The organism is Massilia haematophila (assembly GCF_042647645.1).
GTDB classification, from domain to species: Bacteria; Pseudomonadota; Gammaproteobacteria; order Burkholderiales; family Burkholderiaceae_D; genus Telluria; species Telluria haematophila.
Genome location: NZ_JBHRVV010000001.1, coordinates 1,156,229 through 1,183,123, shown reverse-complemented (window position 1 = coordinate 1,183,123; position 26,895 = coordinate 1,156,229). Strand labels below are relative to the sequence as shown.

Below are 26,895 nucleotides of genomic sequence, written 5' to 3'. Positions count from 1 at the left end.
CGGGCCAGGTGCGGGAACTCACCGGCAGGCGTAGCATGTCTAAACCGGGTGCCCGGTGGCGGCCGCCGCCAGCTTCCGCTCCTGTTTCCGCTCCAGTTTCCGCTTGCCGCGATGGAGGTGTGCGATGTCGCAAACCCAGGTCCTGATCGTCGGCGCCGGCCCCAGCGGCCTGGTGCTCGCACTGTGGTTGAACCGCATCGGCGTCGACGTGCGCATCGTCGACACCACGCAAGGCCCCGGCACCACCTCGCGCGCCCTGGTGGTCCAGGCACGCACGCTGGAACTCTACCGCCAGCTCGACCTGGCCACGCCCGTGATCGAACAGGGCTATCCGATCGGGGCCTTCAACATCTGGACCGAGGGCGAGCACCGGGCGCGTATCGAGCTCGGGGCGATCGGCGCCGGCCTGACGCCCTACCCCTTCCTGCAGATCTTTCCGCAGGACAGGCACGAGCGCCTGCTGGTCGCGCGCCTGGAAGCGGCCGGCGTGCGGGTCGAGCGCGAATGCGCCCTCGAGCACTTCGAGGAAGACGGCGACGGCATCGTGGCCCAGCTGCGCGACGTGCGGGGCAACACCGAACGCGTCGAGGCGCGCTACATTGCCGGCTGCGACGGCGCGCGCTCGACGGTGCGCAAGCTGATCGGCGTCGATTTCCCCGGCGGCACCTACCGCCAGGTGTTCTACGTCGCCGACATCGAGGGCGAAAGCCCGGCCCTGAACGGCGAACTCAACCTCGACCTCGACGAAGCCGACCTGCTGGCGGTGTTCGCCATGGGACCGGGCGGACACGGGCGGCTGGTCGGCACCGTGCGCGACGAACGGGCCGGGCATGCGGACACCCTGCAATTTTCCGACGTCAGCCAGCGCGCCATCGACAACCTCCTGATCAGCGTGCACAAGCTCAACTGGTTCTCGACCTACCACGTGCACCACCGGGTCGCCGAGCACTTCCGGCGCGGGCACGCCTTCCTCGTCGGCGACGCCGGCCATATCCACAGCCCGGCCGGCGGCCAGGGGATGAACACCGGCATCGGCGACGCCATCAACCTGGCCTGGAAGCTGGCCGCCGTGCTGCAGGGCCGCGCCCCCGACCTGCTCCTGGACAGCTACGAGGCCGAGCGCCTGCCGTTCGCGCGGCGCCTGGTCGAGACCACCGACCGCGTGTTCGGTTTCCTCAGCGCGAACGGCCCGGTCGCCGAGATCGTGCGCACCGGCCTGGCGCCGCGCCTCATGCCGCTGCTGGCAAAGCTGCCTGTGACGCGCGAATACCTGTTCCGCACGATCTCGCAGACCGTGCTGCACTACCGCCACGCGCCGCTGAACAGCGGTACGGCGGGCAGGATCCGCGGCGGCGACCGCCTGCCCTGGATCGCGTACGAGGGCGGCGACAATTTCGCGCCCCTGCCCCTACCCGCCTGGCAGATGCATGTGTATGGCCACGCCAAGCCGGACATCCAGGCCTGGTGCGACGCCCACCGGGTGCTCCTGCGCAGCTATCCGTGGAACGAACGCTGCGCGCACGCCGGCCTGGCGCACGACGCCGTCTACCTGCTGCGGCCCGACACCTACGTCGGGCTGGCGGCCGGCTCACCCTCGGTGCACGTGCTCGACGCGTACCTGCGCGACAATGCACTGACGCTGTAAGGCACTGGATGTAAGGCACTGAATGTAAGGCACTGATCGTGCGGCGCCGCCGCGCGCCGGATGCGCAGGGGTCGATCGCAGTACTCAATCGCAGTACTCAATCGCAGTACTCAATCGCAATACTCAATGTTTCTTGCCGCCCCCGGACACCTTGTTTTCCGTGGCCCAGGCGCGGCGCTTGGCCTCGGCCGGCGGCGTGCCGCGCTTCTCGTAGCTTTCCTCGATATGCTTGGCCTGGCGCTTCTGCTTGTCGGTGTAGGACGATTTATCTCCTTGTGGCATGTCAGCCTCCCGTCGGGTCAAAGGGTTGGGGGATTGGCGCCCTGGGCGCCCGCGCCTGGTTCGACCAGGGCCACCTTCAGCCAGCCCGGACGGCGCTGGTCGAAGGCTTTATACGCATCGATCACGGATTCCATGCCTTCGCGCTGGGTGATGATGGCGGTCGGATCGATGGCGCCGGTGCGCACCAGTTCGATCAAATCCGGAATGTACTTGCGGTGGTTGCAGTTGCCCATCCGGATGGTCAGGTTCTTGTTCATCGCGCTCCCGATCGGGAACGAGGTGTCGGCCGGCGGATAGACGCCGATGATCGACAGCGTGCCGGCCTTGGCCAGCGCCTGCACCGCCCACTGCTGGGCCTGGGACGGGGCCTGGCCCGGATGCCAGTTCGGGCCATCCGGGTGCTGCACCGGGGCGACGGCTTCGCGCTCCTTCTCGAACTCGTCCGCCTGCTCTGCCGCCTGCTTCGCCGCCGGGCCGTGGTGCGGACACTCGGCGTCCACGCCGACCGCGTCGATCGCGCAATCGGCGCCGATCCCGCCGGTGAGCGACATGATCACCTTGACCGGGTCTTCCTCGTCGAAATTGATGACCTCGGCGCCCTGGCGCTTGGCCATCGCGAGGCGGTCCGGAAGGTTGTCGACTGCCAGCACGCGTCCGGCGCCCATCAGCTTGGCCGAGGCGATCGCGAACTGGCCGACCGGGCCGCAGCCGAACACGGCCACGGTATGCCCGTGCTTGATGCCGGCCAGGTCGGCGCCGAAGTAGCCGGTCGGGAAAATGTCGGACAGCAGGATGGCCTGGTCGTCCGTGACCTGCTCGGGCAGCTTGACCAGGTTGATGCTGGCGGAGGGCACGCGCGCCTTTTCCGCCTGCAGGCCGTTGAAGGGACCGGTGGGCTGCGGTCCGCCATAGAAGGAGGTGCCGGCCGCAGGGCCGTTCGGGTTGGCGTTGTCGCACTGGCTGTAGTAGCCGGCGCGGCAGTAGGAGCAATAGCCGCAGGCGATGGTCGAGGGGATCACGACGCGGTCGCCGACCGACAGGTTGCGCACCTCGCTGCCCACCGCCTCGACGATGCCGACCGCTTCGTGGCCGAGGATGGTGCCGGCCTGCATGCCGGCGAAGGTGCCGCGCACGAAGTGCAGGTCGGTGCCGCAGATGGCGCTCACGGTGATGCGCACGATGGCGTCGCCCGGCTGCTCGATCTTCGGTTCGGGCACGTCCTCGAGGCGGATGTCGCCCACGTCATGGAAAACGACGGCTTTCATGCTGCTCCTTTCGTGTGTTCGGTTCGTCCTTTGCTCCCTGTCGAACTTAGCACTTCGACAGCAGCGGCTGCGCACGTTACCCTGCGCAAACGCCAAGCCGGTCGAGCGGCGCCGGCGAATTGACGGGAGGCAAAGCTGCGCCGCCCGGGCGCGTTTAGCGCGAAGATCGGCAGGCCGTCGCCGCCGGCCGCGGCGGCGCCTGTCAACCACCATCACCACTGGAGCGCCATGGATCTCACCGTTAACAACAGCACCAATCCGGACGTCCGCGTCACCCTGTTCGCCGAACTGCAGGACGGCAGCTTCAAGGCCAAGGTCATGACCGAGACCGACGTGCCCTACGCCCCCTACTGGGAAGACGAGGTCGAGCAGCTGGTCGTCTACATCGCGCCGAACGAGGAGCAGCTCGGCGCGATCCTGGCCGCCCTCAACGAGCGCCGCCTGCCCTTCAAGAGCCTGCAGGACTACGGCTCGGCCGCCGGCGGCAGCTCGACCATACCGGTCTAGGCCTGAGGGCGCCATGGACACCTCTTCACTCTGGCAGGGCACGGCCGCCAAGAGCGCCTGCCTGCCGACCCTGCAGACCGACCTGCAGGTCGACGTTGCCATCGTCGGCGGCGGCATCGCCGGCCTGACGGCCGCCATGCTGCTGGTCGAAGCCGGCAAGCGGGTCGCCGTGCTGGAAGCGCGCAAGGTCGGCGCCTGCTCGACCGGCAACTCGACCGGCAACCTGTATCCGACCGTGGACGTCAACCTGCAGGCGATCGCCGCCGAACATGGGCCGGATGCGGCAGCCGCGGTGGCGGCCTCGCGCGGCGCCGCGATCGAGCTGGTCGCGCGCACCGCCGAACGGCACGGGCTCGATTGCGCCTTCGAGCGCGTGGGCTGGCACCTGATCGCCGCCGACGCCGCCCACGAGCAGCTGGTGCGCGACGAGCATGCCGCCGCCACGGCCGCCGGCCTGGAGGCCAGCCTGCAGGATGGCGCGCCGCTGCCCGTGCCCGGCGTGTGCACCCTGCGCGTCGAGGGCGCCGCCCAGTTCCAGCCGCTGGCCTACGTGCGCCAGCTGGCCCAGGCCATCGGCAGCGAGGATTGCCTGGTCTTCGAGAACACCGAGGTGCTGGCAATCGACGACGATCCGCCGCTGGTGCACACCGCGCACGCCAAAGTCCATTGCCGGCAGGTGATCCTGGCCACCCACACCCCGGCCGGCATCCACCTGGTGCAGTCCTCGATGGGCGTGGTGCGCGAATACGGGGTCGCCCTGCCGCTGCATGGGGAGCCGCCCGCGCCCGGCGTGTACTGGAGCATCGGCGCCGAGCGTCATTCGATCCGCAGCTACCGGGCCCACGGGCGCGACTACCTGGTCGTGGTCGGCGCCGCCCATCAGCTCGGCAAGAAAGTCGTCGGCGACGAGCGCTTCGACCTGCTGGAAAAGTTCGCGCGTGCGCACTTCGCACTCGGTCCGGTCGCGTACCGCTGGTCGGCCCAGCGCTACCGCATGCCCGACAAGCTGCCCTGCATCGGCCGGAACATCGATGCGCGCAACACCTGGATCGCCACCGGCTTCTCGGGCGACGGCCTGACCTACGGCACCCTGGCCGGCATGCTGCTGGCCGACGGCATCCTCGGGCGCGCCAATCCCTGGCAGGACCTGTACCGGGTCGGTCGCATCGACCCGGGCCAGCGCCCGGAGGGCTTCGAACAGGAATCGACGCAGGCGCCGACGCCGGACCCGCTGCGCCTGGACGCCGCCGCCCGCGGCCAGCTCGACGCGGTCAAGCCCGGCGAGAGCCGCCAGCTCGAACTGCAGGGCCAGCCGGTGGCGGTCTACCGCTCGCCCGAGGGCGCGCTGCACGTGGTATCGGGCAAGTGCACCCACATGGGCTGCGCCCTGAAGTGGAACGGCGCCGAGACCAGCTGGGACTGCGAATGCCACGGCAGCCGCTTCGATTGCGCGGGCAAGGTGCTGGAAGGCCCGGCGCTGGCGCCGCTGCCGCGCCTGGATACCGGTGCGCCGGACGGCGGATCGGGCGAGCCCGATCCGAACGCGGGGGATGAGGAGTAAGGAAACACGTGGCCCGGTGAGCGAACGCCATTTAGCTTGGCCGTCGTTGTAGGGTGGGCACTCCGTGCCCACGCGTTGCAGGCGCTTCCTTTGTGTGCCGGCTGGAACTTCTCGCCCGCTAATGTCAATCCCAGCCCGCTCGCATTGCACACTTCGCGGACGAAATGTCGCCGCCTGTGACTGCCGGTCACGTGCGTAACGCGTGGGCACGGGGTGCCCACCCTACATCACCGCCTTGCCTGGACGGCATCAGGGCTGGCCGGGCGTCTATCAGGACGCCCGCGCCGGCCGCTCTGCCGGCGCAATCCGGCTCACCAGCACGGTCGCGATGCGCCGGTCCAGCACCTCTGCCACCTCGTAGCGCAGGTTGTCCAGTTCCACCGCCTGCCCGACCTCGGGCAGGGTGCCGAACTGTTCCAGCATGAAGCCGGCCAGCGAGGTGTACTCGTCGTTCTCGCTCACCAGGGCATCGGTGCCCAGCACCTGCTGCAGGTAATGCAGGTCGGCGCTGCCGTCCACGCGCCAGCGGCCCGGTCCTTCCTCGCGCACCACGGGCAGCTCGTCTTCGTCCGGGAATTCGCCGGCGATCGCTTCCAGGATGTCGATCGGCGTCACCAGGCCCTGGATGGTGCCGTATTCGTCGGCGATCAGGACCACCTGGCCGTGCGAACGCTTCAGGGTTTCCATCACCTTCAGCACGCCGCTGGCGTCGGGCACGATGATCGGCGGGCGCACGTGGGCGGGATCGATGCTGCCCGCATGGGTCAGGTCGGCCATCAGGTCCTTGGCGCGTGCCACGCCGACGATTTCGTCGAGTTCGCCCCGGCAGACCGGGAAGAAGCCGTGCGGCGTGTCGAGCAGCTGGGTGCGGATGGTGGCGGCGTCGGCTTCCAGGTCGATCCAGGAAATATCGGCGCGAACGGTCATGATCGAGCGGATCGAGCGCTGCGACAGGCTCAGCACGCCGCTGACCATGTTGCGCTCTTCGGGCACGAAGGCGGTGTCCGGCGCGGGCGCCGTATCGGATGCCGCACCGGGGGCTCCTTCTCCTCCCTTGGCGCCGAGCAGGCGCAGCACGGCGTCGGCGGTGCGCTCGCGCAGCGGAATATGGGCTTCCTGTTTCGCGAAATTGCGCCGCGCCAGCTGGTTCAGGGCCTCGATCATCACCGAGAAACCGATCGCCGCGTACAGGTAGCTCTTCGGAATGTGGAAGCCGAAGCCCTCGGCGATCAGGGACAGGCCGATCATCAGCAGGAAACTCAGGCACAGCACGACGACCGTCGGGTGGGCGTTCACGAAGCGCGTCAGCGGCTTGGAGGCGAACAGCATCACGCCCATCGAGACCACCACGGCCGCCATCATGACGCCCAGCGAATCGACCATGCCGACCGCGGTGATCACCGAGTCGAGCGAGAACACGGCGTCGAGCGCGATGATCTGGGCCACGACGACGCCGAAGGACGCGTACTCGACCGGACCGGCATGCGCGTGGGTCTTGCCCTCGACGCGCTCGTGCAGCTCCATGGTCGCCTTGGCCAGCAGGAACAGGCCGCCCAGCAGCAGGATCAGGTCGCGCCCGGAGAAATCGAGGCTACCGACCGAGAACAAGGGCGCGGTCAGCGACACGATCCACGAAATCATGGTGAGCAGGCCGAGGCGCATCACCATCGCCAGCGTCAGGCCCAGCAGGCGCGCCTTGTCGCGCTGCTGCGGCGGGAGTTTCTCGGCCAGGATGGCAATGAAGATCAGGTTGTCGATCCCGAGGACGATTTCGAGCACGACCAGGGTCAGGAAACCCACCCAGATGTTCGGATCGGATAGCCATTCCATGGTATGCCCACTCCACGCGTGTATGAATGCCCCATTGTAATGGCCTGCCGGCGGCGAAGTCGCACGCGACCGGCGCCGACGCGGTATGATGCCGGGTTTCCCATGGCTGGCCATGGGCAGGCAGCCCGACCACCCACCGATAGCGCAACGACGATCCGACCACCATGGCCGACACCGACGACCAGGATTACCAGAGCAGGCGCCAGTTCGCCGAGCTGTTCCAGGAGGCCCCGATGTTCATGGCCCTGCTGCGCGGCCCCGAGCACCGCTTCGAATTCGTCAATCCCGGCTACCTGCACCTGATCGGGCAGCGCGCGGTGCTCGGCCATCCCATCGCCGAGGTGCTCGACGACGTCGCCGCCCAGGGCTATGTCGAGATGCTCGACCAGGTCTACCGCAGCGGAACGCCGATCACCGCCACCGGCGCCAGGTATGCGATGCAGGCGGCGCCGGGCGCACCGATGCTCGACCGCTACGTCGACTATGTCCTGCAGCCGGTGCGCGCCAAGGACGGCCGGGTCGGCGGCGTGCTGGTGCTCGGCTCCGACGTTACCGACCGCGTGCAGAGCGAGATCCGGCGCGACGCGCTGGCGCGCCTGACCGAAGCCCTGCGCGAGCTGCGCTCGCCCGAGGACATCGGCCACTGCGCCGGGCGCATCCTCGGCGAGACCCTGGGCGCGAGCCGGGCCGGCTTCGGCCTGGTCGGCGCCGCCGGCGACACCCTGCACATCGAGCGCGACTGGTGCGCCGAGGGCGCCGAGAGCATGGCCGGCGCCCTCGACCTGCGCCAGTTCGGCGGCTTCATCGACGCGCTGCGGCGCGGCCAGCCGGTGCTGGTGCGCGACGTCCACCTCGATGCCCGCACCGCCGCCTCGGCCGACGCGCTGGCCGCGCTCGGCGCGGCCTCCTTTGTCAACGTGCCGGTGCTGGAAGACGAGCAGCTGGTCGCCATGGTGTTCGTCAACGCCGCCCGGCCGCGCGACTGGTCGCCCGAAGACCTGGCCCTGATGCGCGAAGTGGCCGAGCGCGCCCATACCGCCAGCTCGCGCCTGCGCAGCGACATCGCGCTGGCCGCCAGCGAAGCGATGTTCCGCACCATCGCCAACGCGATGCCGCAGATGGTCTGGTCGACCCTGCCCGACGGCTTCCACGACTACTTCAACGAGCGCTGGTACGAGTTCACCGGGATGAATCCCGGCAGCACCGACGGCGTCCACTGGGCCGACATGTTCCATCCGGATGACCGCGCGCCCGCCTGGGCCGCCTGGCGCCACAGCCTGGCCAGCGGCGAGACCTACGAAATCCAGTACCGCCTGCGCGAGCGCTCGGGCGCCTGGCGCTGGGTGCTCGGGCGCGCCATGCCGGTGCGCGACGTGGATGGAACGATCGTGCGCTGGATGGGTACCTGCACCGACATCCACGACCAGAAGCTGGCGGAGAACGCGCTGCGCATGGCGAACCAGCGCAAGGACGACTTCCTGGCCATGCTGGCGCACGAACTGCGCAACCCGCTGGCGCCGATCAGCACCGCGGCCCAGGTCCTGCGCCTGCGCCAGGGCGACCCGGCCTATGCCCAGCGCGCCGGCGAGATCATCGAGCGCCAGGTGCGCCACATGACCGAACTGGTCGACGACCTGCTCGACGTCTCGCGCGTGACGCGCGGGCTGGTGCAGATGGAGCGCGCGCCGCTCGAGCTGCGCGCGGTGCTCGACGCCGCCGTCGAGCAGGTGCGGCCCCTGATCGAGGCGCGCCACCACGCCCTGGAGCTGAGCCTGCCCGCCGGACCGGTCCACGTGAACGGCGACCGCACGCGCCTGGTGCAGGCGGTCTCGAACCTCCTGAACAACGCCGCCAAGTACACCCAGCAGCACGGCAGCCTGCGCCTGGATCTCGCCGTGCACGGGGACCAGGCCACCATCACGGTCCAGGACAACGGCAGCGGCATCGCGCCGGCCCTGCTGCCCCAGGTGTTCGACCTGTTCACCCAGGGCGAGCGCACGCCAGACCGCGCCCAGGGCGGACTGGGCCTGGGGCTGACCCTAGTGAAAAGCATCGCCCAGCTGCACGGTGGCGCGGTGACCGCCGACAGCGGCGGCCAGGGCCAGGGCAGCACCTTCACGATCTCCCTGCCGACCATCGCCGGGCCCACCGTTGCCGCCGATGCCGCCGATGCCTTCGCTTCCCGGGTCCCGGGCGCCGCCGCGCGGCCGCTGCGCATCACCGTGGTCGATGACAACCGCGACGCCGGCGCTTCGCTGGCCGCCGCGCTCGAAGCCCAGGGCCATGCGGTGGCCCTGTTCGACGACGCCGAGGCGCTGCTGGCGGCGCTGGCGGTACTCGAGGCGCCAGCCAAGGATGGCTGCGATGTATATATCCTGGACATCGGCCTGCCGCGCATCGACGGCTACGAACTGGCGCGCCGCCTGCGCCAGCACCCGGCCGGCCGCGGCGCGCTGCTGGTCGCCCTCACCGGCTACGGCCAGGCACACGACTTCACGCTGTCGAAAGGCGCCGGCTTCGACCATCACCTGGTGAAACCGGCCAATTTCGAACAGCTCGAACGCATCCTGGGCGAGCATCCCGCCGGCGCGCCGCACGCGGCCTGAAGCGCCGGCGGGCGCCGCTCGGCATGCCGCCAACCGATGCGCGAGCGGGACTAGACCGCCGCGCCATCCCGCTCGCGCGCATACACTCCCACCGTCTTGCCGACGATCTCGGTGTCCCCTTCATAGGTCAGGCCAAGGTGCCTGGCAACGCGCAGCGAGGATGCATTGGCGGACGCGATGAGCGCCCGGACTTTCGGTTCGCGCCGGATCTCGAGCGCATGGCGCACGGCGGCCGCCGCCGCCTCGGTGGCGAATCCCTGGCCCCAGCAGGCACGGTAGGTATTCCAGCCAAGCTCCATCACGCTGGCGTCCTCGCGAAAGAAGGCGCCGACGCTCCCGACAAGTCGACCGCTCTCCTTTTCCTCGACAGCCCACCATCCGGCGCCATCGAGCAGCCATAGCCCTGCCTGCGAACAGAAGATGCGCCATGCGGCATGGCGGTCCGTCGGGCCCAGGTGGGCGGCGCTTTCGGGGTCGGCCAGATGCGCCGCGAATGCCTCGAAGTCCTGCCGTCGATATTCGCGAAGGATGAGTCGCTCGGTGTAAAGGTAGGGAACGGACGTAATGAACTCGCTATGCATGTGCTGGATTCCATGGTGTGGTGCGACACAAGCCGTCCGCTGCCGGCTGCCGTCTGCCACTTACGATGCGCGCCAGCGGCCTCCTGGCCGATAGCGGACGGTCGGAACGGCCGAGTGTACCGGCCTGTCGGCGCCGGCGCACCTAGCCGTTTTGCCAGGCGCGCTTGCGCCCTTACTTAGAACAGGGCGCCCTGGCGGCTGGTGAGCCGGCCGAAACTGTCGCCCAGGAAGGGCAGGATGGCGTCGGCGATCGGTTCCAGCTGGCGCGTGAGGTAGTGCTCGTAGTCGATGCCCGAGCGGCGCGCCTCCAGCGGCTCGGGGCCGGCCAGGGTCATCACGTAGCGGATCCAGCCGCCGTTGCGGTAGATCGCCGGCCGCCCGTGACGCAGGTGGAAGTCGTCGGCCATGCGCGCGGCGCGCACGTGCGGCGGGACATTGCGTTCGTATTCCTCGAGCGGGCGGCGCAGGCGCTTGCGGTATATGAGCAGATCGTCGAGATCGCCGCGCAGGGTGCGCGCCACGTAGTCGCGCACGTAATCCTCGTAGGGTTCGCCCTTGAACACGCGCAGGTAGAGCTCCTGCTGGAACTGCTGGGCCAGCGGCGTCCAGTCGGTACGCACCGTTTCCAGGCCCTTGTAGACCATCTCCTCGCCGCCCCCAGGCAGCGTCGCCAGGCCGGCGTAGCGCTTCTTGCTGCCTTCGTCCGATCCGCGCACGGTCGGCATCAGGAAGCGCCGGTAATGGATTTCGTATTCGAGCTCGAGCACGCTGTCCAGGCCGAGCTCGTCCCGCAACGTGCGGTTCCACCAGGCGTTGACGTGCTCGACCAGGGCGCGGCCGATGCATTCGGCGTCGCGATCCTCGTGGGCGCGGCCGAGCCAGACGAAGGTCGAGTCGGTGTCGCCGTAGATGACCTGGTAGCCCTGCTCCTCGATCAGTTCGCGCGTGCGGTGCATGATCTGGTGGCCGCGCATGGTGATCGAGGACGCCAGGCGCGGATCGAAGAAGCGGCAGCCCGACGATCCCAGCACGCCGTAATAGGCGTTCATGATGATCTTCAGGGCCTGCGACAGCGGCGCGTTGCGCTCGCGCTTGGCGGCGTCGCGTCCTTCCCAGACCTGGCGCACGATGCCCGGCAGGCAGTGCCGGGTGCGCGAGAAGCGCGCGCCGCGAAAGCCGGGCACGGTCGCGGACTCCGCTTCGCGCAGGCCCTCGACCAGGCCGACCGGGTCGATCAGGAAGGTGCGGATGATCGACGGGTACAAGCTTTTGTAGTCGAGCACCAGCACCGAATCGTAGAGGCCGGAGCGCGAATCCATGACGAAGCCGCCCGGGCTGTCGCCGCCGGGTACGTCGCCGATGTTCGGCGCCACGTAGCCCTGGCGGTGCATCAGCGGGATGTACTGGTGCTCGAAGGCGGCCACCGAGCCGCCGCTGCGGTCGGCCGCCAGGCCGGTCGCGCTGGCGCGCGCCATCAGGAATTCCAGCAGGTTCGTACGGTCGAAGATCCGCGTGACCAGCTCGCAGTCCTTCAGGTTGTAGCGCGCCAGCGCCGGCTTGTCCTCGGCGAACATGCGGTCGATCTCGGCCATGCGGTCGAAGGGATTGTCGATCGCCTTGCCCTCGCCCAGCAGTTGCCGGGCCACCGACTCCAGGCTGAACGAGGGAAAGCTCCAGGTGGCCGAGCGCAGCGCCTCGATGCCGTCGATGACCAGGCGCCCGGCGATGCAGATGAAGTAGTGCTCCTGCTTGCCGCCGTGCTCGCGCCATTCGATGGGGCTGCCGTCGCGGCCCAGGCGCAAGGGACGCCCGAGCCTGACGGCGTGCTCCTGCAGCACGCGCATGTCGAACTGCACCAGGTTCCATCCGATGACCGCATCCGGGTCGTGGGCGCGGAACCAGGCTTCCAGGCGTTCGAGCAGCTCGGCGCGCGTGGCGCACCAGTCGAGGGCGAAGTCGATGCCGGTCGCGTCGCCGTTCGGCGGGCCGAGCATGTAGACCTGGCGCTGGCCGCAACCTTCCAGGGCGATCGAATACAGCTCGCCTTGCGCGGTCGTTTCGATGTCGAGCGAGACCAGGCGCAATGTCGGACGGTAGCCGGGCGCGGGTTTCAGCTGCCCCTGGGCGAGGAGGCGGGCATCGGCGGGGTCGACGTCGCCGGTGAAGCTGACCGGTGCCGTGACGAAGCGCTCCATCAGGTAGCGCTCGGGCGGGCGGATGTCGGCCTCGAACACGTCCACGCCCTGCTGGCGCAGGCGCTTTTCCAGGCGCAGCAACTGGCGGTAGCCGCGGCAGTACAGGCCCAGCACCGGACGCTGGCGGAAGTCCGCCAGCGCCAGTTCGCGCAGCTCCCAGCCGCCGGCGCCACGTTCCCCGCGCAGCACGAATTCGACCGCCTCGCGCTGCTCGCGCGGGACAAAGGCGATCGCCGGCTGGGGCGGCACGCGCACGCGGCGCGGCCCGTCATCGGTGGCGAGCCAGAAGTCGACCTCGACGCCCGCGTCGGTATCGTTCCAATGACGGGTGAGCAGGAAGCCCTGCCCCGCCGCCTTGCCTGCATCCGCCATCTCGCCCAAGTCCCCCGCGTCCGTCGCCCAGGCTGCCGCAGCGGCAGCCGGGCGGCATTATACCGCCGCGGCGGCGAGGGTCTAGCCGTTGGCGGCGCGGCGCTCCTCGGGCACGGCCGCCTGCACGTCGAGCCAGGCTTCCGGCTGGTCCAGCTTGAGCAGCTGGGTCGGGTAGGCGAAGGGAATGTCCTCGTTCTCGAAGCGCTCGAACAGGATCACGTTGATGGCCTGCTGCACGTCCATGTAGACGCCGTAGTCGCCGCTCTTCACGTAGTACACGGTCTCGAACTCGAGCGAGGAGGTGCCGTAGCCCTTGAAGTGGGCGCGGTCGAAGGTCGCCTGCTCCTGGGCCTCGACCGCTTCGCGCAGGATCTGCGGGATCGCCAGCACCTGGGCCTTGCTGACCTTGTAGGGAACGCGGATCGTGAACAGCACGCGCCGGGTCTGCATGTGCTTGTAATTGCGGATCCGGCTCTTGAGCAGGTCGCTGTTCGAGAACACGATCTGTTCGCCGCCCAGGCTGCGCAGGCGGGTGGTCTTCAGGCCCACGTATTCGACCGTGCCGAGCACGTCGTCGACGATGATGAAGTCGCCCACCACGAACGGTTTATCCAGCACGATCGAGAGGGAAGAGAACAAGTCGCCCAGGATGTTCTGCATCGCCAGCGCCACCGCGATACCGCCGATCCCGAGGCTGGCGACCAGGGTCGTGATGTTGACCCCGAAGTTATCGAGGATCATCAGGGCGATCACCACCCACAGCGCGGTGCGGGCGACGAAGCCCAGCGCCGCGGTCGAGGTGGTGCTGGCCGCATCCTCGGCGCTGCGGCGCAGCCGGTAGTGGTGGAACCAGCCCTTGATGCCGACGTCGCCCCAGCGCGCCGCCTGCAGCAGCAGCACGGTCACGGTCAGGTGCTGCAGGAACAGCGCGCTGCGCTCGGCCATGATCAGGCCCTGGGCCCCGGCATACACGCCCATCAGCAGGATGAATACCGGGTGGGTGGCGGCGAGGATCTTGACGGCCAGGTCGTCGAGATAGGTCACGGTATTCGGGGCGATGTGCGCCAGGCGCCGCAGCAGCAGGCCCTTGGCCGCATACAGCAGCACGATCACGGCCACGGCGATGCCGAAGGCGACCAGCCAGGCCTGGATGTCGTTGTTGGTGATGAGATTACGCATGTTTCTTTCTTTCGTGTGTTTCCAATGTCAGGCGGCATCCGCTTCGAGCGGCGGCTGCGCGCAGGCGGAGTTTACCGCGGCGAGGAAGTCCTCGCCCCAGCGCGCGACGTCGTGCTCGGCGACGATCATGCCCATGCGCGCGGTGCGGTAGGCGCGCTCGTCCTCGCCCATCGAGAGCGCCTGGTGCAGGGTCGCCGTCATCGCGTTGGCGTCGTAGGGGTTGGTCAGCAGGGCGCCGTGCAGCTCGACCGCGGCGCCGGCGAACTCGGACAGGATCAGTACGCCCGGGTTGCCCGCGGCGCGCTTGGCGGCGACGAATTCCTTGGCGACCAGGTTCAGCCCGTCGCGCAGCGGCGTGATCCAGGCCACGTCGCAGGCCGCATAGTGGGCGATCACCTCGTCGAAGGGCAGCGAACGGTAGAAGTAGCGCACCGGCACCCAGCCCAGGGTCGAGAAGCGGCCGTTGATGCGACCCACGGTGCGGTCGACCTCGACGCGCAGGTTCTCGTAGATGTCCATCCCTGGCGCCGCCGGGGTGATGATGTTCAGGAGCGTGACCTTGCCGATGTGTTCGGGATGCTGTTCCAGCAGGCGCTCGAAGGCCTGCAGCTTCTCCAGCGTGCCCTTCACGTAGTCGAGGCGCTCGATCGAGACGATGCCGGTGACGTCGCCCAGGTAGTCGCGCAGGGCGCCGGCCTGCGCGCGCACCGCCGGCGTGGCGACCAGGGCCTCGATCATGGCGGCGTCGGTGCCGACCGGATGCGCGCCCAGCGCCACCCGCCTGCCGCCGACCTCGATCGCACTCGTCATGGTGTCGACGCCGAGCGCGCAGCCGTAGGTCAGGAAGCGCGGCGCGCAGGGCGCGGTGCCGCACACGTCCACCGGGGCGAACGAGCGTACCGCGTCGACGAAGTTCTCGACGTAGCGCGGGATATGGAAGCCGACGTAGTCGCATTGCAGCAGGCTGCCGATGATGTCGCGCCGCCACGGCAGGATGTTGAACACGTCGCTGGACGGGAAGGCCGTGTGGTGGAAGAAGGCGATCCGCAGGTCCGGGCGCAGCGGGCGCAGGAAGGCCGGCACCATCCACAGGTTGTAGTCGTGGACCCAGACCACCGCGCCCTCCCCGGCTTCGCGCGCGGCCTGCTCGGCGAACAGGCGGTTCACCTCCAGGAAGCGCTCCCAGTGGGCCTGGTTGAACTCGGCCTTGTCCGGGAAGGAGAAAATGATCGGCCAGAACGCCTCTTTCGAGAACTTCTTGTAGAAGATGTCGATGTCTTCGGCGGTGAGCGCCACGCGCGCGGCCACCAGGCTCGGGTAGCGTTCGGCGTCGACCACGACGTGGGTCTCGAAACCGGCCGGCGTGCGGCTTTCCTGCTGCGACCACGCGACCCAGGAACCGCGCCCGCTGCCGGCGAAGAAGCGCAGCAGGGTCGGGATGATGCCGTTCGGGCTGCGCGGACGGCGCCGGCACGGCACGCCGTTCTCGACCACCTCGTCGAACGGCTGGCGGTGGTAGACCATGACCAGGCCGGCCTTGCCGGCCGCCGCATCGGTCACATCGGGCACATCGGGCGCAGCGGCGCCCTGCTGCGCGCGCAGCGCGCCGTGGTGGGCCAGACCCTCGAGGATGCCGTCGCAGCCTGCGCCGTCGGCGATATGCACCAGCGGCCGCTTGCGCACCGCCTCGACCAGTGCCGGCTCGGCCTGCCCGACCACGATGCCGTGCAGGCCGGTCTCGAACATCGACAAATCGTTCAGGGTATCGCCCGCGACCACGATGGTCGAGGGATCGAAGCCGGCGGCCTGGGCCAGGCGCAGCAGCGCCGGTCCCTTGCCGACGCCGCGCGGCAGCACGTCGAGGTAGCAGCCGGCCGACAGCAGCAGGTCGCAGCCGAGGGCGTCGACCGCGGCCCGCAGCGCCGGCGTCACATCGCCTTCGGTGACCAGGAAGGAACAGCGCCGCTCCTGCGGCACGCTCTGGCGGCGCAGCCCGGGAAAGCCGGCCAGGGCTTTCAGGACCGCCTGCGAACCGGGCCAGTGCGCGGCGATTTCCTGCTGGATGTCGTCGACCGGGCGCAGGTCGCCGTGAACGACCGTGGCGCCGACGTCGGCGATGATGTAATCGGGGACCGGAATCGTCGGGTCGCTCAGGAGCGGCAGGATCGACTCGATGCCGCGGCCGGTGACGAACACCAGGCGGGCGCCGTCCTGCTGCGCCGAGAACAGCTCGCGCACGCGGCGCCGGGCGTCAAGGCTGCCGGCAAGCAGGGTGCCGTCGAGATCGGTAGCCAGTACAAAATGATCGGGTTGCAGGCGCGTGGCCCATCGTCGTGGTAATACAGTCATCGTCTTCGTCCTTTCAGAGCGATGCGCTCGGCGCTGCTGCGCCGACCTGGTGGGCGTGCGGAATCGACCGCACAAGGCGAACACAATCGGGCCGAGCGCGCGCAGCGCCGGCGATTGCCAGGAGAGTGAGAACGGGCGGAGCCCGAAGCGGCGAAACGCGGCGGGGCCGCGTCGAGAGAAAGTATGGTAACAGCTACAACGCATTTGCACAAATGCACTGTCCATGCGGAACTGTTCCAAACTGTCAAATTTCGGCCACGTACCTGCACAGATTCGCACGCTCACCTAGCCCTATCACTTTGATTTGTATCAAAAACTAGTCCCGTCGCCTGTCGAAACTATTTGCTTGAACGGCAAACCATGGAGGGCGAACATGATGCGCAGCAACGCCGCCAACGGACGGGTACAGGTCATCGGCAGCGCGATGCGGCACGCGCGCAAGGTCCTGTGCAGCCGCATCGCAAAGCTGGTTGGCGCGCCGCATGCGGAATTCGTGGCGGGCTGGCCGCTGCTGGTGGCCGAAGTCGAGGCGCTATTTCGCCACGAGGAAACGTTGATGGAGGCGGCCGGCCATGGCGGCCTGCAGGCCCACCTGGCCGACAACGCGCTGGCCTTGTGCGCGCTGCACCGGGTCACGCCCCAGGTCGAGGCCGGCGACACCGACCTCGGCCGGGAAGCGCTGTGCGGGCTCGCCGCCATCCTGTCGCTGCACCGCTTCACCGCCGACCTGGCGCTGGTGGGCGGCAGCGCGCGCGGGCGCAGGAGCACCGGCGCGGCGGCAGGTTCGTCGGCCCGCTTCGCGCGCCATGACCGCGCGGCTGCGGTCCAGCTGGTCCTGCGGCGCCCGCCCGCCGGCGGAGCGGGCCGCTAGCAAGGCAGGTCCGGGTGTACGCGGGCGCGGCCATGCGGGATTGGGCGCACCGGACACGGTGGTGTTTTTGATATGCATCAAGGACCCGAGCGTCCGCTCAACCCATCCTGTCGGCGCGCCTGTCGTGCGCTCACGGGTGCCGACGCGGTGCCGACGAAGCACGCCACCATTCCCACAAGGAGAGCACTCCATGTACCGACGCATCCTGGTCCCCACCGACGGTTCCGCGCTGTCGAACGAAGCCGCCGATGCGGCCATTGCATTCGCCAAGGCCTGCGGCTGCGAGCTGGTCGCGCTCGCGATCGCCCAGCCGGAACCGGTGCTCTTGAGTGCCGAGGGCGCGCTCGCCACCGACGCCCCGGCCCGGCTCGACGTCCTGCTGGAACAGGCCAGGCGCGATGCCGACCGCGTCGCCGCGGCGGCGACGGAGGCCGGCGTGGCATGCAAGGCCGAGGCCGCCTACGGATATTCGCCCGCCGACGCGATCGTCGGGGCGGTGCAGCGCCACGGCTGCGACCTGGTCTTCATGGCCTCGCATGGGCGGCGCGGCCTGAGCCGCCTGATCGCCGGCAGCGTCACCCAGCGCGTGCTCGCCTACGCGACGGTGCCGGTGATGGTCTACCGTGCGCGCCCTGCACAACCTGAGGCGCCGGCGCCGGCGGCCGGAGGCGCGCGCTAGGGACGGCGGCCGGGCGCGGCGCGCGGCACCTCCCGCCGCGGCATGCGGCGTCGGCCGCGCAATACAAACCATCGATACTGTCCAGCCTGCTTATCAAGTACCGTTCGCGTCATCCGGCCAGATTTGATGCAGATCATGGCGCAGAGGCGCCCCGGGCAGCAGACTGGCCCTGGACCGTGCCGGCCCCTGGGCCCGATCCGGACGTTCAACCAACCCGTCTGACGAGGTGCGCATGTTCGAGCGGATACCGATTCCCAGCGAAGGCGCCGCGGCTGCGTCCCGCGCGCCGGCTGCGCGCACTGAGCTCGCCATGGGCTACGAGACCATCCTGGTGCATGTCGACCTCTCGCGCCACGCGCGCCAGCGCATCGAACTGGCCGCCGCCATCGGGGCGGAACACGGGTCCCACCTGGTCGGCGCGGCCATGACCGGCATCGGCAGCGCCGTCTTCCCGCACGGCTACGACGTTCCGCCCGGCACCCTGCTCGCCAGCTACGTCGAACCGCTGGCCCGTTCGGCCCGGCGCGCGCTCGACGATTTCGAAGCGATCGCCCGGCGCCACGGCGTCTCGCACGAATCGCGCATGATCTGCGACCAGGTCCCGGATGGCCTGGCGCTGCTCGCGCGCTTCGCCGACCTGGTCGTGGTCAGCCAGGACGATCCCGACGAAAGCCTGGGCAACACGCCCTCGGCCGCGCGCATGCCGGAGTACGTCGTGCTCAACGCCGGGCGCCCGGTGCTGGTGGTCCCGCGCGCGGCCCAGGCGCCGGCCTGCCCGCGCCGGGTCCTGCTGTGCTGGAACGGCAGCCGGCAGGCGTCGAGCGCGATGACTGCCGCCCTGCCGCTGCTGCAGCGCGCCGACCGCACCATCCTGGCCGTGTTCGGCGCCGCCGACGGCAACGACTGCGCCAGCGACCAGGAACTGGCCGACGCCCAGGCGTTCCTGGGGCGCCATGGCGTGCGCACCGAGATCGCCCGGCGCGACCCGCGGCACGCGGCGCAGCACATCGGCGGCGCAATGCTCGCGCTGGCGGCCGAGCGCGCTTGCGACCTGCTCGTCATGGGTTGCTACGGCCACTCGCGCTTCCAGCAACTGCTGCTCGGCAGCGCCAGCAGCACCGTCCTGCGCAACGCCGCCCTGCCGGTGCTGATGGCGCGCTAGCCTGCCGGCGCCCATCCGCAACCCGACCCGCCATCGAAGGAAAGGAACCGCCATGTACAAGACGATCATCGTTCATGTCGACGACAGCCCCGCACTGGACGCGCGGCTGCGCGCCGCCGCCTGGCTCGCCAATGCGCACGAGGCGCACCTGGTCGGCGCCGCCGCCACCGGCATGTCCTGGCCCGCCTATGCGTTGCTGACCGGCTCGATGGCGGTGGCGCCGGGCGACGAATACGACGCGCTGCGCACGGCGGGCCGCCAGAGCCTGGAGCGCTTCGCCGGGCGCGCACGCCAGCTCGGCGTGCAATCGCTGGAGGGGCGCCTGGTCGAGGACGAGAACCGCGACGCCCTGCTGCTGCAGTCGCGCTACGCCGACCTGGTCGTCATCGGCCAGGACCTGCCCGCCCCGGGCTCCCCGCGCGGCCTGCCGCAGTACCTGGCGCTGCACGGTCCGCGCCCGGTGCTGGTGGTGCCGCCCGCGTATGTCGGCCAGCCGCTGGCCGACAGCATCGTGGTCGGCTGGGACGGCAGCGTGCCGGCCCTGCGCGCGATCGACGGCGCCCTGCCGCTGCTGGCGGGCGCGGCCGTGGTGCGCCTGGCCCTGATCGATCCGGAGCGCGAAAGCGGCCTGCACGGCGACGAACCGGGCGCCGACATGGCGCTCTACCTGGCGCGCCACGGCGTGAAGGTCGAGGTCGTCGTCGAGCGCGGCAAGCGTCCGGCCGGGCAGGCGCTGCTCGGCATCGCGCAGGATGCCGGCGCCGGCCTGCTGGTGAGCGGCGCCTACGGCCACAGCCGCTACCGCGAGATCGTGCTGGGCGGCGCCACCCGCGTCCTGCTCGAACGCGCGCCGCTGCCGGTGCTGTTCGCGCACTAAAGGCCGGCGCATGAACCAGCCCGGACTCCCTTCCGGCGGCGTGCTCGAGCGCGACGCCAGCGCCTGGCAAGGCACGCGCCACCGCTATCCGGAAACCGCGGTCGAGCATGCGGCGGCCGACCTGGCGCTGCATGCCTGGCTCGGGCGCTTCACCGGCCACGTGTCGCCGGCCGCGCTGGCGATGGCCTGGCTCGACTGGAGCAGCCACCTGCTGCTGTCGCCGGACAAGCAGGCCGAGCTGGCGGCCCACGCCGCCTCGGCGCTCGGGCGCTGGCTGCATTACAGCGCCGGCGCCGCCGTCGCCAGGCTGGCCGAGCCGGTGGCGCCGCTGGCCGAGCCGATCACGCCGCTGGCCCAGGACAAGCGCTTCGACGATCCGGCCTGGCACCGTTGGCCGTGGAATGCACTCAGCCAGGGTTTCCTGCTGCAGCAGCAATGGTGGCACCGCGCCACCAGCAGCGTGCGCGGCATGTCGCAGCACCACGCCGACGTCGTCACCTTCGTCGCCCGCCAGCTGCTCGACTGCGTGGCGCCGTCGAACTTCGTCGCCACCAATCCGGTCGTGCTGGCAACCACCTGCGAACGGGGCGGCATGAACCTGGTGGGCGGCGCGCTGCGCGCCGCGCGCGACGGCTGGCGCGCCTGGGCCGGGCCGGCCGCACCGGGCCTGCTGCCCGGGCGCGACGTCGCCGTGACGCCGGGCCAGGTGGTGCTGCGCAACGAACTGATCGAGCTGTTGCGCTACGACCCGGTCACGCCGCAGGTGCATGCGGTGCCGCTCCTGATCGTGCCGGCCTGGATCATGAAGTACTACATCCTCGACCTGTCGCCGCACAACTCGCTGGTGCGCTACCTGGTCGGGCACGGCCACAGCGTCTACGTCATCTCCTGGAAAAACCCGGGGGCCGAGGAGCGCGACCTCGGCCTGGAAGACTACCGGCGCCTGGGCATCATGGAGGCGCTCGACGCCATCGTGCGCGAGACCGGCGCGGCGCGGGTCAACGCCTGCGGCTACTGCCTCGGCGGCACCCTGCTCGCGATCGCGGCGGCGGCGATGGCGCGCGAGCACGACCGGCGCCTGGCCAGCCTGACCCTGTTGGCGGCCCAGGTCGACTTCACCGAGCCGGGCGAGCTGTCGCTGTTCATCGACGAGAGCGAGGTCAGCTTCCTGGAGGCGACGATGTGGAGCCAGGGCTACCTCGACACGCGCCAGATGGCGGGCGCCTTCCAGCTCCTGCGTACGAACGACCTGATCTGGTCGCGGCGGCTGCGCCATTACCTGCTCGACCTGCCGGAACGCGAAACCGACCTGATGTCGTGGAACGCGGACGCCACCCGCATGCCCTACCGCATGCACTCGGACTACCTGCGGCGCCTGTTCCTGAACAACGACCTGGCCAGCGCCCGCTACCTGGTCGACGGCAAGCCGGTCGCCCTGACCGACATCGCCGCGCCGATCTTCGCGGTCGGCACCCGCACCGACCACGTCGCGCCCTGGCGCTCGGTCTACAAGATCGGCCTGCTCACCGACACCGAGGTGAGCTTCCTGCTGACCTCGGGCGGGCACAACGCGGGCGTGGTCGCGCCACCGGGCGGCGCCGGCCGCGCCTACCAGCTCGCCACCCAGGCCGACAATGCACCCTACATCGATCCGGAACGCTGGCAGCGGGAAGCGCCGGTGACCGAAGGCAGCTGGTGGCCGGCCTGGGAAGCCTGGCTGGCCGGGCACGCCGGACCGCTGGTCGACGCGCCGCACTTGCCCCCGGGCCTGGAACCGGCGCCGGGGCGCTACGTGCTCGCGTCCTAGCGAGGTCGGCGGGGCGGGACGGCGGCGCCGGCGTCGCGCATGGCCTGGCGCAAGCTGGCGCCGCCCACCCCGGCGCCCATGCCGGCCCCGGGCACGATTGCGGCGTGGTCGCCGAGCGCCCTCGGGACTTGATATGCATCAAACCACAACCCGCGTCCAGCCGGGACACTGCCATTTTTTGACATTCAAAACCAGGGACATCATGCGTTTCCGTCATATCGATATGCCGCCAGAAGCGGCCTCTACCGCGCTGCAGCACCGGCGCCGGGTCCTGCTGGATCGCATCGCCGGCCTCGGCAATTGCCCGGACACCGAATTCGCGCAGCAATTCCCCTCGGTGGTCGATGCGGTCGAGGCCGCCTTCCGCCACGAAGAGGCGCTGCTCGAACTGCTCGGCGACGCCGGCCTGCACCCGTGCCGCGCCCATCACGCCTCCATCCTGTGCGCCCTGCACCGTACCGCCACCCGCGTCGAGGACGGCGATCTCGAGCGCGGACGCGAGGTCGCCGCCGCCCTCGAGGCGATCCTGCGGCCGCCGCCGCATGCGCCGCTTCCGGCTTCCGGCGCCCCGCGACAGGGAGCACCGGCGCCGCACTAGCACGCCCGTCCGGCCGCGCCGGCCTGGAACGCGCGGCCCGCCTGCAACGCCGACCCTCCCGCGGGCATGGCGCCGAGGCGGCCCCACGCACCCGCCTGGCGCAGGGACACGGCAGACGGCACACGGCCTCGCGCGCAGCGCGGCATCGATGCCGTATCACAAAGTTGCAGTGATGATCTTGCGGTGCTGCAAGCCTTTTCCGTGCCGCGCGGAATTCACGATGCGTTCGCTCATATCCTGTTCCGAATCCGCTTGCACTGCCGCGCCCGCCCTCGTACTGTCGTGTTCGAGGTACGCAGGGCCGGGGGTGCACTCGGGCGCCGCGCCGACCCACGGCCCGCCGTTCGGAGATCATCATGACATCGCGACGCATGTTATTGTCCGGCCTTCTGTCCCTCCCCGTGCTGGCCTCCGGCGCAGCCCCCGCCCGCGGCGGCTGGCCGCCCGCGCACACCGCGGCCGGAGCTGGGGCCGGGGCTGGGGACGGCCCCGCCCCGACCTATTCGACCCAGCCCGGCACCCACGAACCGCCGCCGCGCCACGGCTGGCCCGCCGGACGCGCAGCGCCGCCAGCCCATCGGCGCTTGCTCATCGGCGGCACAGCGATACGCGCTAGAATGTCGGCATCGGCCGGCAACCGCCGGCCCGGAGGGAGAACCCACGATGCGATCGACGCCGCGCGAATTGCTGCTGAAGATGTTCGAGGCCGCCGTCGAGGCGGCGCAACCTGAACACTGCGTTCCGCCTCATCTGCCGCTGCATTTGTTGCAGGCGACGCCGAACCCGGGCCGGGTGCTCGTGATCGGCGCCGGCAAGGCCTCGGCCGCGATGGCCCGGGCGCTCGAACGCCACTGGCCCGGTCCGCTGTCCGGGCTGGTCGTGACCCGCTACGGCTACGCCGTCCCCTGCGAGCGCATCGAGATCGTCGAGGCCGCGCATCCTGTGCCGGACGCCGCCGGCCTGGCCGCCGCGGAACGCATGATGGCGCTGGTGCGCGGGCTGGGTCCCGAGGACACCGTGATCTGCCTGGTCTCGGGCGGCGGCTCGTCGCTGCTGCCGTTGCCGCTCGATGGCATCACGCTGGAAGACAAACAGCTGGTGAACCGCGCCCTGCTCGCGTCGGGCGCCACCATCGGCGAAATGAACTGCGTGCGGCGCCAGCTGTCCGGCATCAAGGGTGGACGCCTGGCCGCCGCCTGCCACCCGGCGCGGGTGGTCACGCTGCTGATCTCGGACGTCCCCGGCGACGACCCCTGCGACATCGCTTCCGGCCCGACCGTGGGCGACCCCAGCACCTGCGCCGACGCGCTGGCGATCGTCAAGCGCTACGGCATCGCGCTGCCCGCGCATGTGCGCGCCGTGCTCGAAAGCGGGGCCGGCGAATCGGTCAAGCCGGACGACCCGCGCCTGGCCGGCTGCGAAACGCGCATGATCGCCACCCCGCAAATGGCGCTGGAGGCGGCCGCCGCGGTGGCGCGTGAAGCGGGCATCGCGCCCCATATCCTCGGCGACGCGATCGAAGGCGAAGCGCGCGACGTCGGCAAGGTGATGGCCGGAATCGCGCGCCAGGTCGCCCGGCACGGACAACCCTTCGCGCCGCCCTGCGTGCTGCTGTCGGGCGGCGAGACCACGGTCACGGTGCGCGGCAGCGGCCGCGGCGGGCGCAACGTCGAGTTCTTGCTGGCGCTCGGCCTGGCGCTCGACGGCCGGCCCGGCATCCATGCGCTGGCGGGCGACACCGACGGCGTCGACGGCCAGGAAGAAGTCGCGGGCGCGCTGCTGGCGCCGGACACGCTGGCGCGGGCCTGGGCGCGCGGCATCCGGCCGGCCGACGCCCTCCAGGACAACGATGGCCATGGCTTCTTCGGCGCCCTGGGCGATGCGGTGGTGACCGGCCCCACCCTCACCAACGTCAACGATTTCCGGGCGGTGCTGGTGCTGGACGAGGACTAGGCGCCGGCGCCACGTCGCAGGAACGGCAACGGCGGCATGGATGCCGCCGTTGTCTTTACCCGTTGGATTCCGTGCGGCCCCGGTGGCCGCGGAGCGGGATTACTCCTTGATCGCTTCCAGGGCGATATCGATGCGCACCTCGTCGCTCACGCCGGGCGCGTACTTGCCGGCGTTGAATTCGCTGCGCTTGATGGTGGTGCTGGCGTTCGCGCCGATCGCGTCTTTTTTCAGCATCGGGTGCGGGATCGCCTGGAACGAGGTGACGGTGAGGGTCACCGGGCGGGTGACGCCCTTGATCGTCAGCTGGCCTTCGATGGTCGAGGGCTTGTCGCCCGTGAAGTTGACCTTGGTCGACTTGAAGCTGGCCGTCGGATATTTGGCGGTATCGAAGAAGTCCGCGCCCTGGATGTGTTCGTTAAACAGGGAGGAACCCGTGTTCACCGACTTCATGTCGATCACGATGTCGACGCTGCCCGTTTTCGCCGCCTTGTCGAACACCACCTTGCCGCTCGTCTTGTCGAAGCGCGAGAGCTGGGTCGAGAAACCCATGTGGTTGTACGAGAAGCGCGGGAAGGTGTGGGCCGGGTCGAGCGCATAGGTCTCGGGGGCGGCGAATGCGGGCGCGGCGACGGCCAGGGCGAGCGTGGTGGCGGAAATCAGCTTGATCAGTTTCATGGTGGGTCCTTTTGTAAGATTAACAGTGAATCGGATTCATTCGAAGGCGTAGGCGTCCATCGCCAGCACGCCGTGCTCGAAGCTGGTGTGCAACCGGGTTGCTTGCGCGCCTGGGCCGGCCGCGCCCATGGCGACGAACAGCGGCAACAGGTGTTCCTCGGTCGGATGGTTGCGTTCGGCGTGGGGCGCCGCGCGGCGGTAGTCGAGCAGGGCCGCGCGGTCGCTGGCGTCGAGGCGCGCCTTCATCCACTGCTCGAAGCCGCTGACCCAGTTCGGCGCCGGCGCGTCGATGGCCTGGCCCCTGAATTCGTACAGGTTGTGGGTCAGCGAACCGGAGCCGACCACCAGCACGCCCTCGCGGCGCAAGGCCGCCAGCGCCAGGCCGAGGCGCTCATGTTCGGCCGGGCTGGCGCCGCGCACGATCGAGAGCTGGGCGACCGGGATGTCGGCGTCGGGATACATCAGCGACAGCGGTACCCAGGCGCCGTGGTCGAGCCCGCGCACCGTGCTGCGGCCGACCGCGATGCCCGCTTCCTCGAGCAGGGCGGCGGCGCGTTCGGCCGCCGCCGGCGCACCGGGCGCCGGATAGCGGATCTCGAACAGGGCGCGCGGGAAGCCGCCGAAATCGTGGATGGTCTCCGGCCGGGGCGCCAGGCTGACGGCCGGCGCACCCATGGTCTCCCAGTGCGCCGAGACCACGACGATCGCCGCGGGCCGCCGCAGCGCCGCGCCCAGCCCCTGCAGGAAGCGCCGCGCGGGCGTGTCCTGGATGGCCAGCATCGGCGAACCGTGGGAGAGGAATAGCGAGGGCAAGAAATGCATGTCGGGTCCTGTGGAAGGCAGCGCAACCGCGCCAACAGCACCCATCATATTCTTGCGCGGGCCATCGATAAAGTGGCCCAAATGGGTAACACTGTTCCATTAACTGGAACAATCGAATCAGTCCCAGTCGGGTTCCGTAAAAGCCTCGACCAGGAAATCGACCAGCAGGCGCAGCTTGGGCGAGACGAACTTGCGCGAGGGGTAGACCACGTGGATCCCGAGTTCGGCCGCGCGGTAGCCGGGCAGGATTTCGCGCAGCGTGCCCTGCGCCAGGTCCTGGCCGACGATGAAGGTCGGCTGGAAGATGATTCCCTGGTGCTGGAGGGCCGCGGCGCGGCAGGTGTCGCCGCTGTTGGTGCGCACCCGCGGCGCGACCCGCACCGTCACCTCGCCGCCGCCCGGCCGGGCGAAGCTCCAGTTCTCGCCGCTGGCGGACAGGCTGTAGGAAATCACGTCATGCCCCAGCAGATCGGCCGGATGGGCCGGTTCGCCGCGCCGCGCCAGGTAGTCCGGCGAAGCGCAGACGACCATCCGCGTGCTCGCCAGCCTGCGGCTGATCAGGGAGGACGGCGCCAGCTGGCCGATGCGCACTGCGGCGTCGTAGCCCTCTTCCACCAGGTCGGCCACGCGGTCGGACAAGGTGATGTCGAGCGCCAGCCTGGGGTGGCGCGCCATGAAGATCGGCCACAGCGGCGCCAGGTGCATCAGGCCGAAGCTCACCGGCACGTTCAGCTTGAGCAGGCCGCTCGCTTCCCCGACGCCCGAGGAAATCTCGGCCTCGGCCTCCTCGAGGTTGGCCAGCAGCTCGCGGCAGCGCGCGTGGAAGATCTCGCCTTCGCTGGTGGGCGAGAGCCGGCGCGTGGTCCGGTGCAGCAGGCGCACGCCGAGGCGTTCCTCGAGTTCGGCCACGTGGCGCGAGACGGCGGCCTTCGACATGCCGAGCACTTCGGCGCCGGCCGTGAAGCTGCCGGCGTCGACGACGGCGGCGAAGACCTTCATTTCGAGGAAGCGGTCCATTTTCTCACCTGGAGGAACAATAGGCCGATTATATGCACATTAATGCGTCCAGCGTATCAATC

Annotated in this window: 21 protein-coding genes; 11 read left to right on the top strand and 10 right to left on the bottom strand. The window is 69.9% G+C overall.

Features of this window, described 5'->3' with window-relative positions; translation table 11 throughout:
- Window positions 1-124 precede the first annotated feature (124 nt).
- Entirely contained in the window at window positions 125-1,645 is a 1,521-nt protein-coding gene (locus tag ACFOPH_RS05330; protein WP_379733999.1) for an FAD-dependent monooxygenase, read from the top strand.
- Between the two features lie 123 nt (window positions 1,646-1,768).
- On the opposite strand, the gene ACFOPH_RS05325 is transcribed toward ACFOPH_RS05330, so the two are convergent.
- Window positions 1,769-1,927 carry a hypothetical protein gene (locus ACFOPH_RS05325; protein WP_312553532.1) on the bottom strand — a complete coding sequence of 53 codons (159 nt, stop codon included), beginning with the start codon at window positions 1,925-1,927 and terminating at the stop codon, window positions 1,769-1,771.
- 17 nt (window positions 1,928-1,944) lie between these two features.
- Complete coding sequence (locus ACFOPH_RS05320; RefSeq protein ID WP_312553533.1) at window positions 1,945-3,192, bottom strand: zinc-dependent alcohol dehydrogenase; 1,248 nt, start codon at window positions 3,190-3,192, stop codon at window positions 1,945-1,947.
- 228 nt (window positions 3,193-3,420) lie between these two features.
- Here ACFOPH_RS05320 and ACFOPH_RS05315 point away from each other — a divergent pair, with 228 nt between their 5' ends.
- Window positions 3,421-3,699 carry a hypothetical protein gene (locus ACFOPH_RS05315; protein ID WP_312553536.1) on the top strand — a complete coding sequence of 93 codons (279 nt, stop codon included), beginning with the start codon at window positions 3,421-3,423 and terminating at the stop codon, window positions 3,697-3,699.
- A 13-nt stretch (window positions 3,700-3,712) separates the two neighbouring features.
- On the top strand, window positions 3,713-5,260 hold the full coding sequence (locus ACFOPH_RS05310) for an FAD-dependent oxidoreductase (protein ID WP_379733996.1): 1,548 nt from the start codon (window positions 3,713-3,715) through the stop codon (window positions 5,258-5,260).
- A gap of 270 nt (window positions 5,261-5,530) precedes the next feature.
- Here ACFOPH_RS05310 and ACFOPH_RS05305 read toward each other — a convergent pair whose 3' ends face one another.
- Window positions 5,531-7,090 carry a TerC family protein gene (locus ACFOPH_RS05305; protein WP_312551759.1) on the bottom strand — a complete coding sequence of 520 codons (1,560 nt, stop codon included), beginning with the start codon at window positions 7,088-7,090 and terminating at the stop codon, window positions 5,531-5,533.
- Window positions 7,091-7,254: 164 nt separating this feature from the next.
- Between ACFOPH_RS05305 and ACFOPH_RS05300 the strand changes: the two genes are divergently transcribed.
- Window positions 7,255-9,696 (top strand): ATP-binding protein, encoded by a 2,442-nt coding sequence (locus tag ACFOPH_RS05300; protein ID WP_312551761.1) that lies wholly within the window; start codon window positions 7,255-7,257, stop codon window positions 9,694-9,696.
- A 50-nt stretch (window positions 9,697-9,746) separates the two neighbouring features.
- Here ACFOPH_RS05300 and ACFOPH_RS05295 read toward each other — a convergent pair whose 3' ends face one another.
- The 4 genes from ACFOPH_RS05295 to ggpS form a co-directional block, all read right to left on the bottom strand.
- Window positions 9,747-10,277: a GNAT family N-acetyltransferase gene (locus ACFOPH_RS05295; protein ID WP_312551763.1), complete on the bottom strand. Its 531-nt coding sequence runs from the start codon at window positions 10,275-10,277 to the stop codon at window positions 9,747-9,749.
- Window positions 10,278-10,453: 176 nt separating this feature from the next.
- The gene (locus ACFOPH_RS05290) at window positions 10,454-12,844 is read right to left on the bottom strand and encodes a DNA polymerase II (RefSeq protein WP_312551765.1); all 2,391 of its coding nucleotides are present in this window, start codon (window positions 12,842-12,844) and stop codon (window positions 10,454-10,456) included.
- 81 nt (window positions 12,845-12,925) lie between these two features.
- Window positions 12,926-14,023, bottom strand: coding sequence for a mechanosensitive ion channel family protein (locus tag ACFOPH_RS05285; RefSeq protein ID WP_379733993.1), 1,098 nt, complete (start codon window positions 14,021-14,023; stop codon window positions 12,926-12,928).
- Between the two features lie 27 nt (window positions 14,024-14,050).
- On the bottom strand, window positions 14,051-16,372 hold the full coding sequence (gene ggpS / locus ACFOPH_RS05280) for a glucosylglycerol-phosphate synthase (protein WP_379733991.1): 2,322 nt from the start codon (window positions 16,370-16,372) through the stop codon (window positions 14,051-14,053).
- Between the two features lie 373 nt (window positions 16,373-16,745).
- On the opposite strand from ggpS, the gene ACFOPH_RS05275 reads away from it, so the two are divergent.
- The 7 genes from ACFOPH_RS05275 to ACFOPH_RS05245 all read left to right on the top strand — a co-directional run bounded on the left by ACFOPH_RS05275 (window position 16,746) and on the right by ACFOPH_RS05245 (window position 24,319).
- Window positions 16,746-17,243, top strand: coding sequence for a hypothetical protein (locus ACFOPH_RS05275; RefSeq protein WP_379733989.1), 498 nt, complete (start codon window positions 16,746-16,748; stop codon window positions 17,241-17,243).
- Between the two features lie 190 nt (window positions 17,244-17,433).
- Window positions 17,434-17,922: a universal stress protein gene (locus ACFOPH_RS05270; RefSeq protein ID WP_379733987.1), complete on the top strand. Its 489-nt coding sequence runs from the start codon at window positions 17,434-17,436 to the stop codon at window positions 17,920-17,922.
- A gap of 232 nt (window positions 17,923-18,154) precedes the next feature.
- Window positions 18,155-19,084, top strand: a complete 930-nt coding sequence (locus tag ACFOPH_RS05265) for a universal stress protein (protein ID WP_379733985.1) — start codon at window positions 18,155-18,157, stop codon at window positions 19,082-19,084.
- 52 nt (window positions 19,085-19,136) lie between these two features.
- Entirely contained in the window at window positions 19,137-19,961 is an 825-nt protein-coding gene (locus tag ACFOPH_RS05260) for a universal stress protein (RefSeq protein ID WP_379733983.1), read from the top strand.
- A gap of 10 nt (window positions 19,962-19,971) precedes the next feature.
- Window positions 19,972-21,768, top strand: a complete 1,797-nt coding sequence (locus ACFOPH_RS05255) for a PHA/PHB synthase family protein (protein WP_379733981.1) — start codon at window positions 19,972-19,974, stop codon at window positions 21,766-21,768.
- A 202-nt stretch (window positions 21,769-21,970) separates the two neighbouring features.
- Complete coding sequence (locus ACFOPH_RS05250) at window positions 21,971-22,366, top strand: hypothetical protein (protein ID WP_379733979.1); 396 nt, start codon at window positions 21,971-21,973, stop codon at window positions 22,364-22,366.
- 663 nt (window positions 22,367-23,029) lie between these two features.
- Window positions 23,030-24,319 carry a glycerate kinase type-2 family protein gene (locus ACFOPH_RS05245; protein WP_379733977.1) on the top strand — a complete coding sequence of 430 codons (1,290 nt, stop codon included), beginning with the start codon at window positions 23,030-23,032 and terminating at the stop codon, window positions 24,317-24,319.
- A 99-nt stretch (window positions 24,320-24,418) separates the two neighbouring features.
- Here the strand turns inward: ACFOPH_RS05245 and ACFOPH_RS05240 are convergent, their stop codons facing one another.
- The 3 genes from ACFOPH_RS05240 to ACFOPH_RS05230 form a co-directional block, all read right to left on the bottom strand.
- Window positions 24,419-24,994 carry a YceI family protein gene (locus tag ACFOPH_RS05240; protein ID WP_312551327.1) on the bottom strand — a complete coding sequence of 192 codons (576 nt, stop codon included), beginning with the start codon at window positions 24,992-24,994 and terminating at the stop codon, window positions 24,419-24,421.
- A 36-nt stretch (window positions 24,995-25,030) separates the two neighbouring features.
- On the bottom strand, window positions 25,031-25,816 hold the full coding sequence (locus ACFOPH_RS05235; protein WP_312551326.1) for a DODA-type extradiol aromatic ring-opening family dioxygenase: 786 nt from the start codon (window positions 25,814-25,816) through the stop codon (window positions 25,031-25,033).
- Between the two features lie 117 nt (window positions 25,817-25,933).
- Complete coding sequence (locus tag ACFOPH_RS05230) at window positions 25,934-26,833, bottom strand: LysR family transcriptional regulator (RefSeq protein ID WP_379733975.1); 900 nt, start codon at window positions 26,831-26,833, stop codon at window positions 25,934-25,936.
- Window positions 26,834-26,895 lie beyond the last annotated feature (62 nt).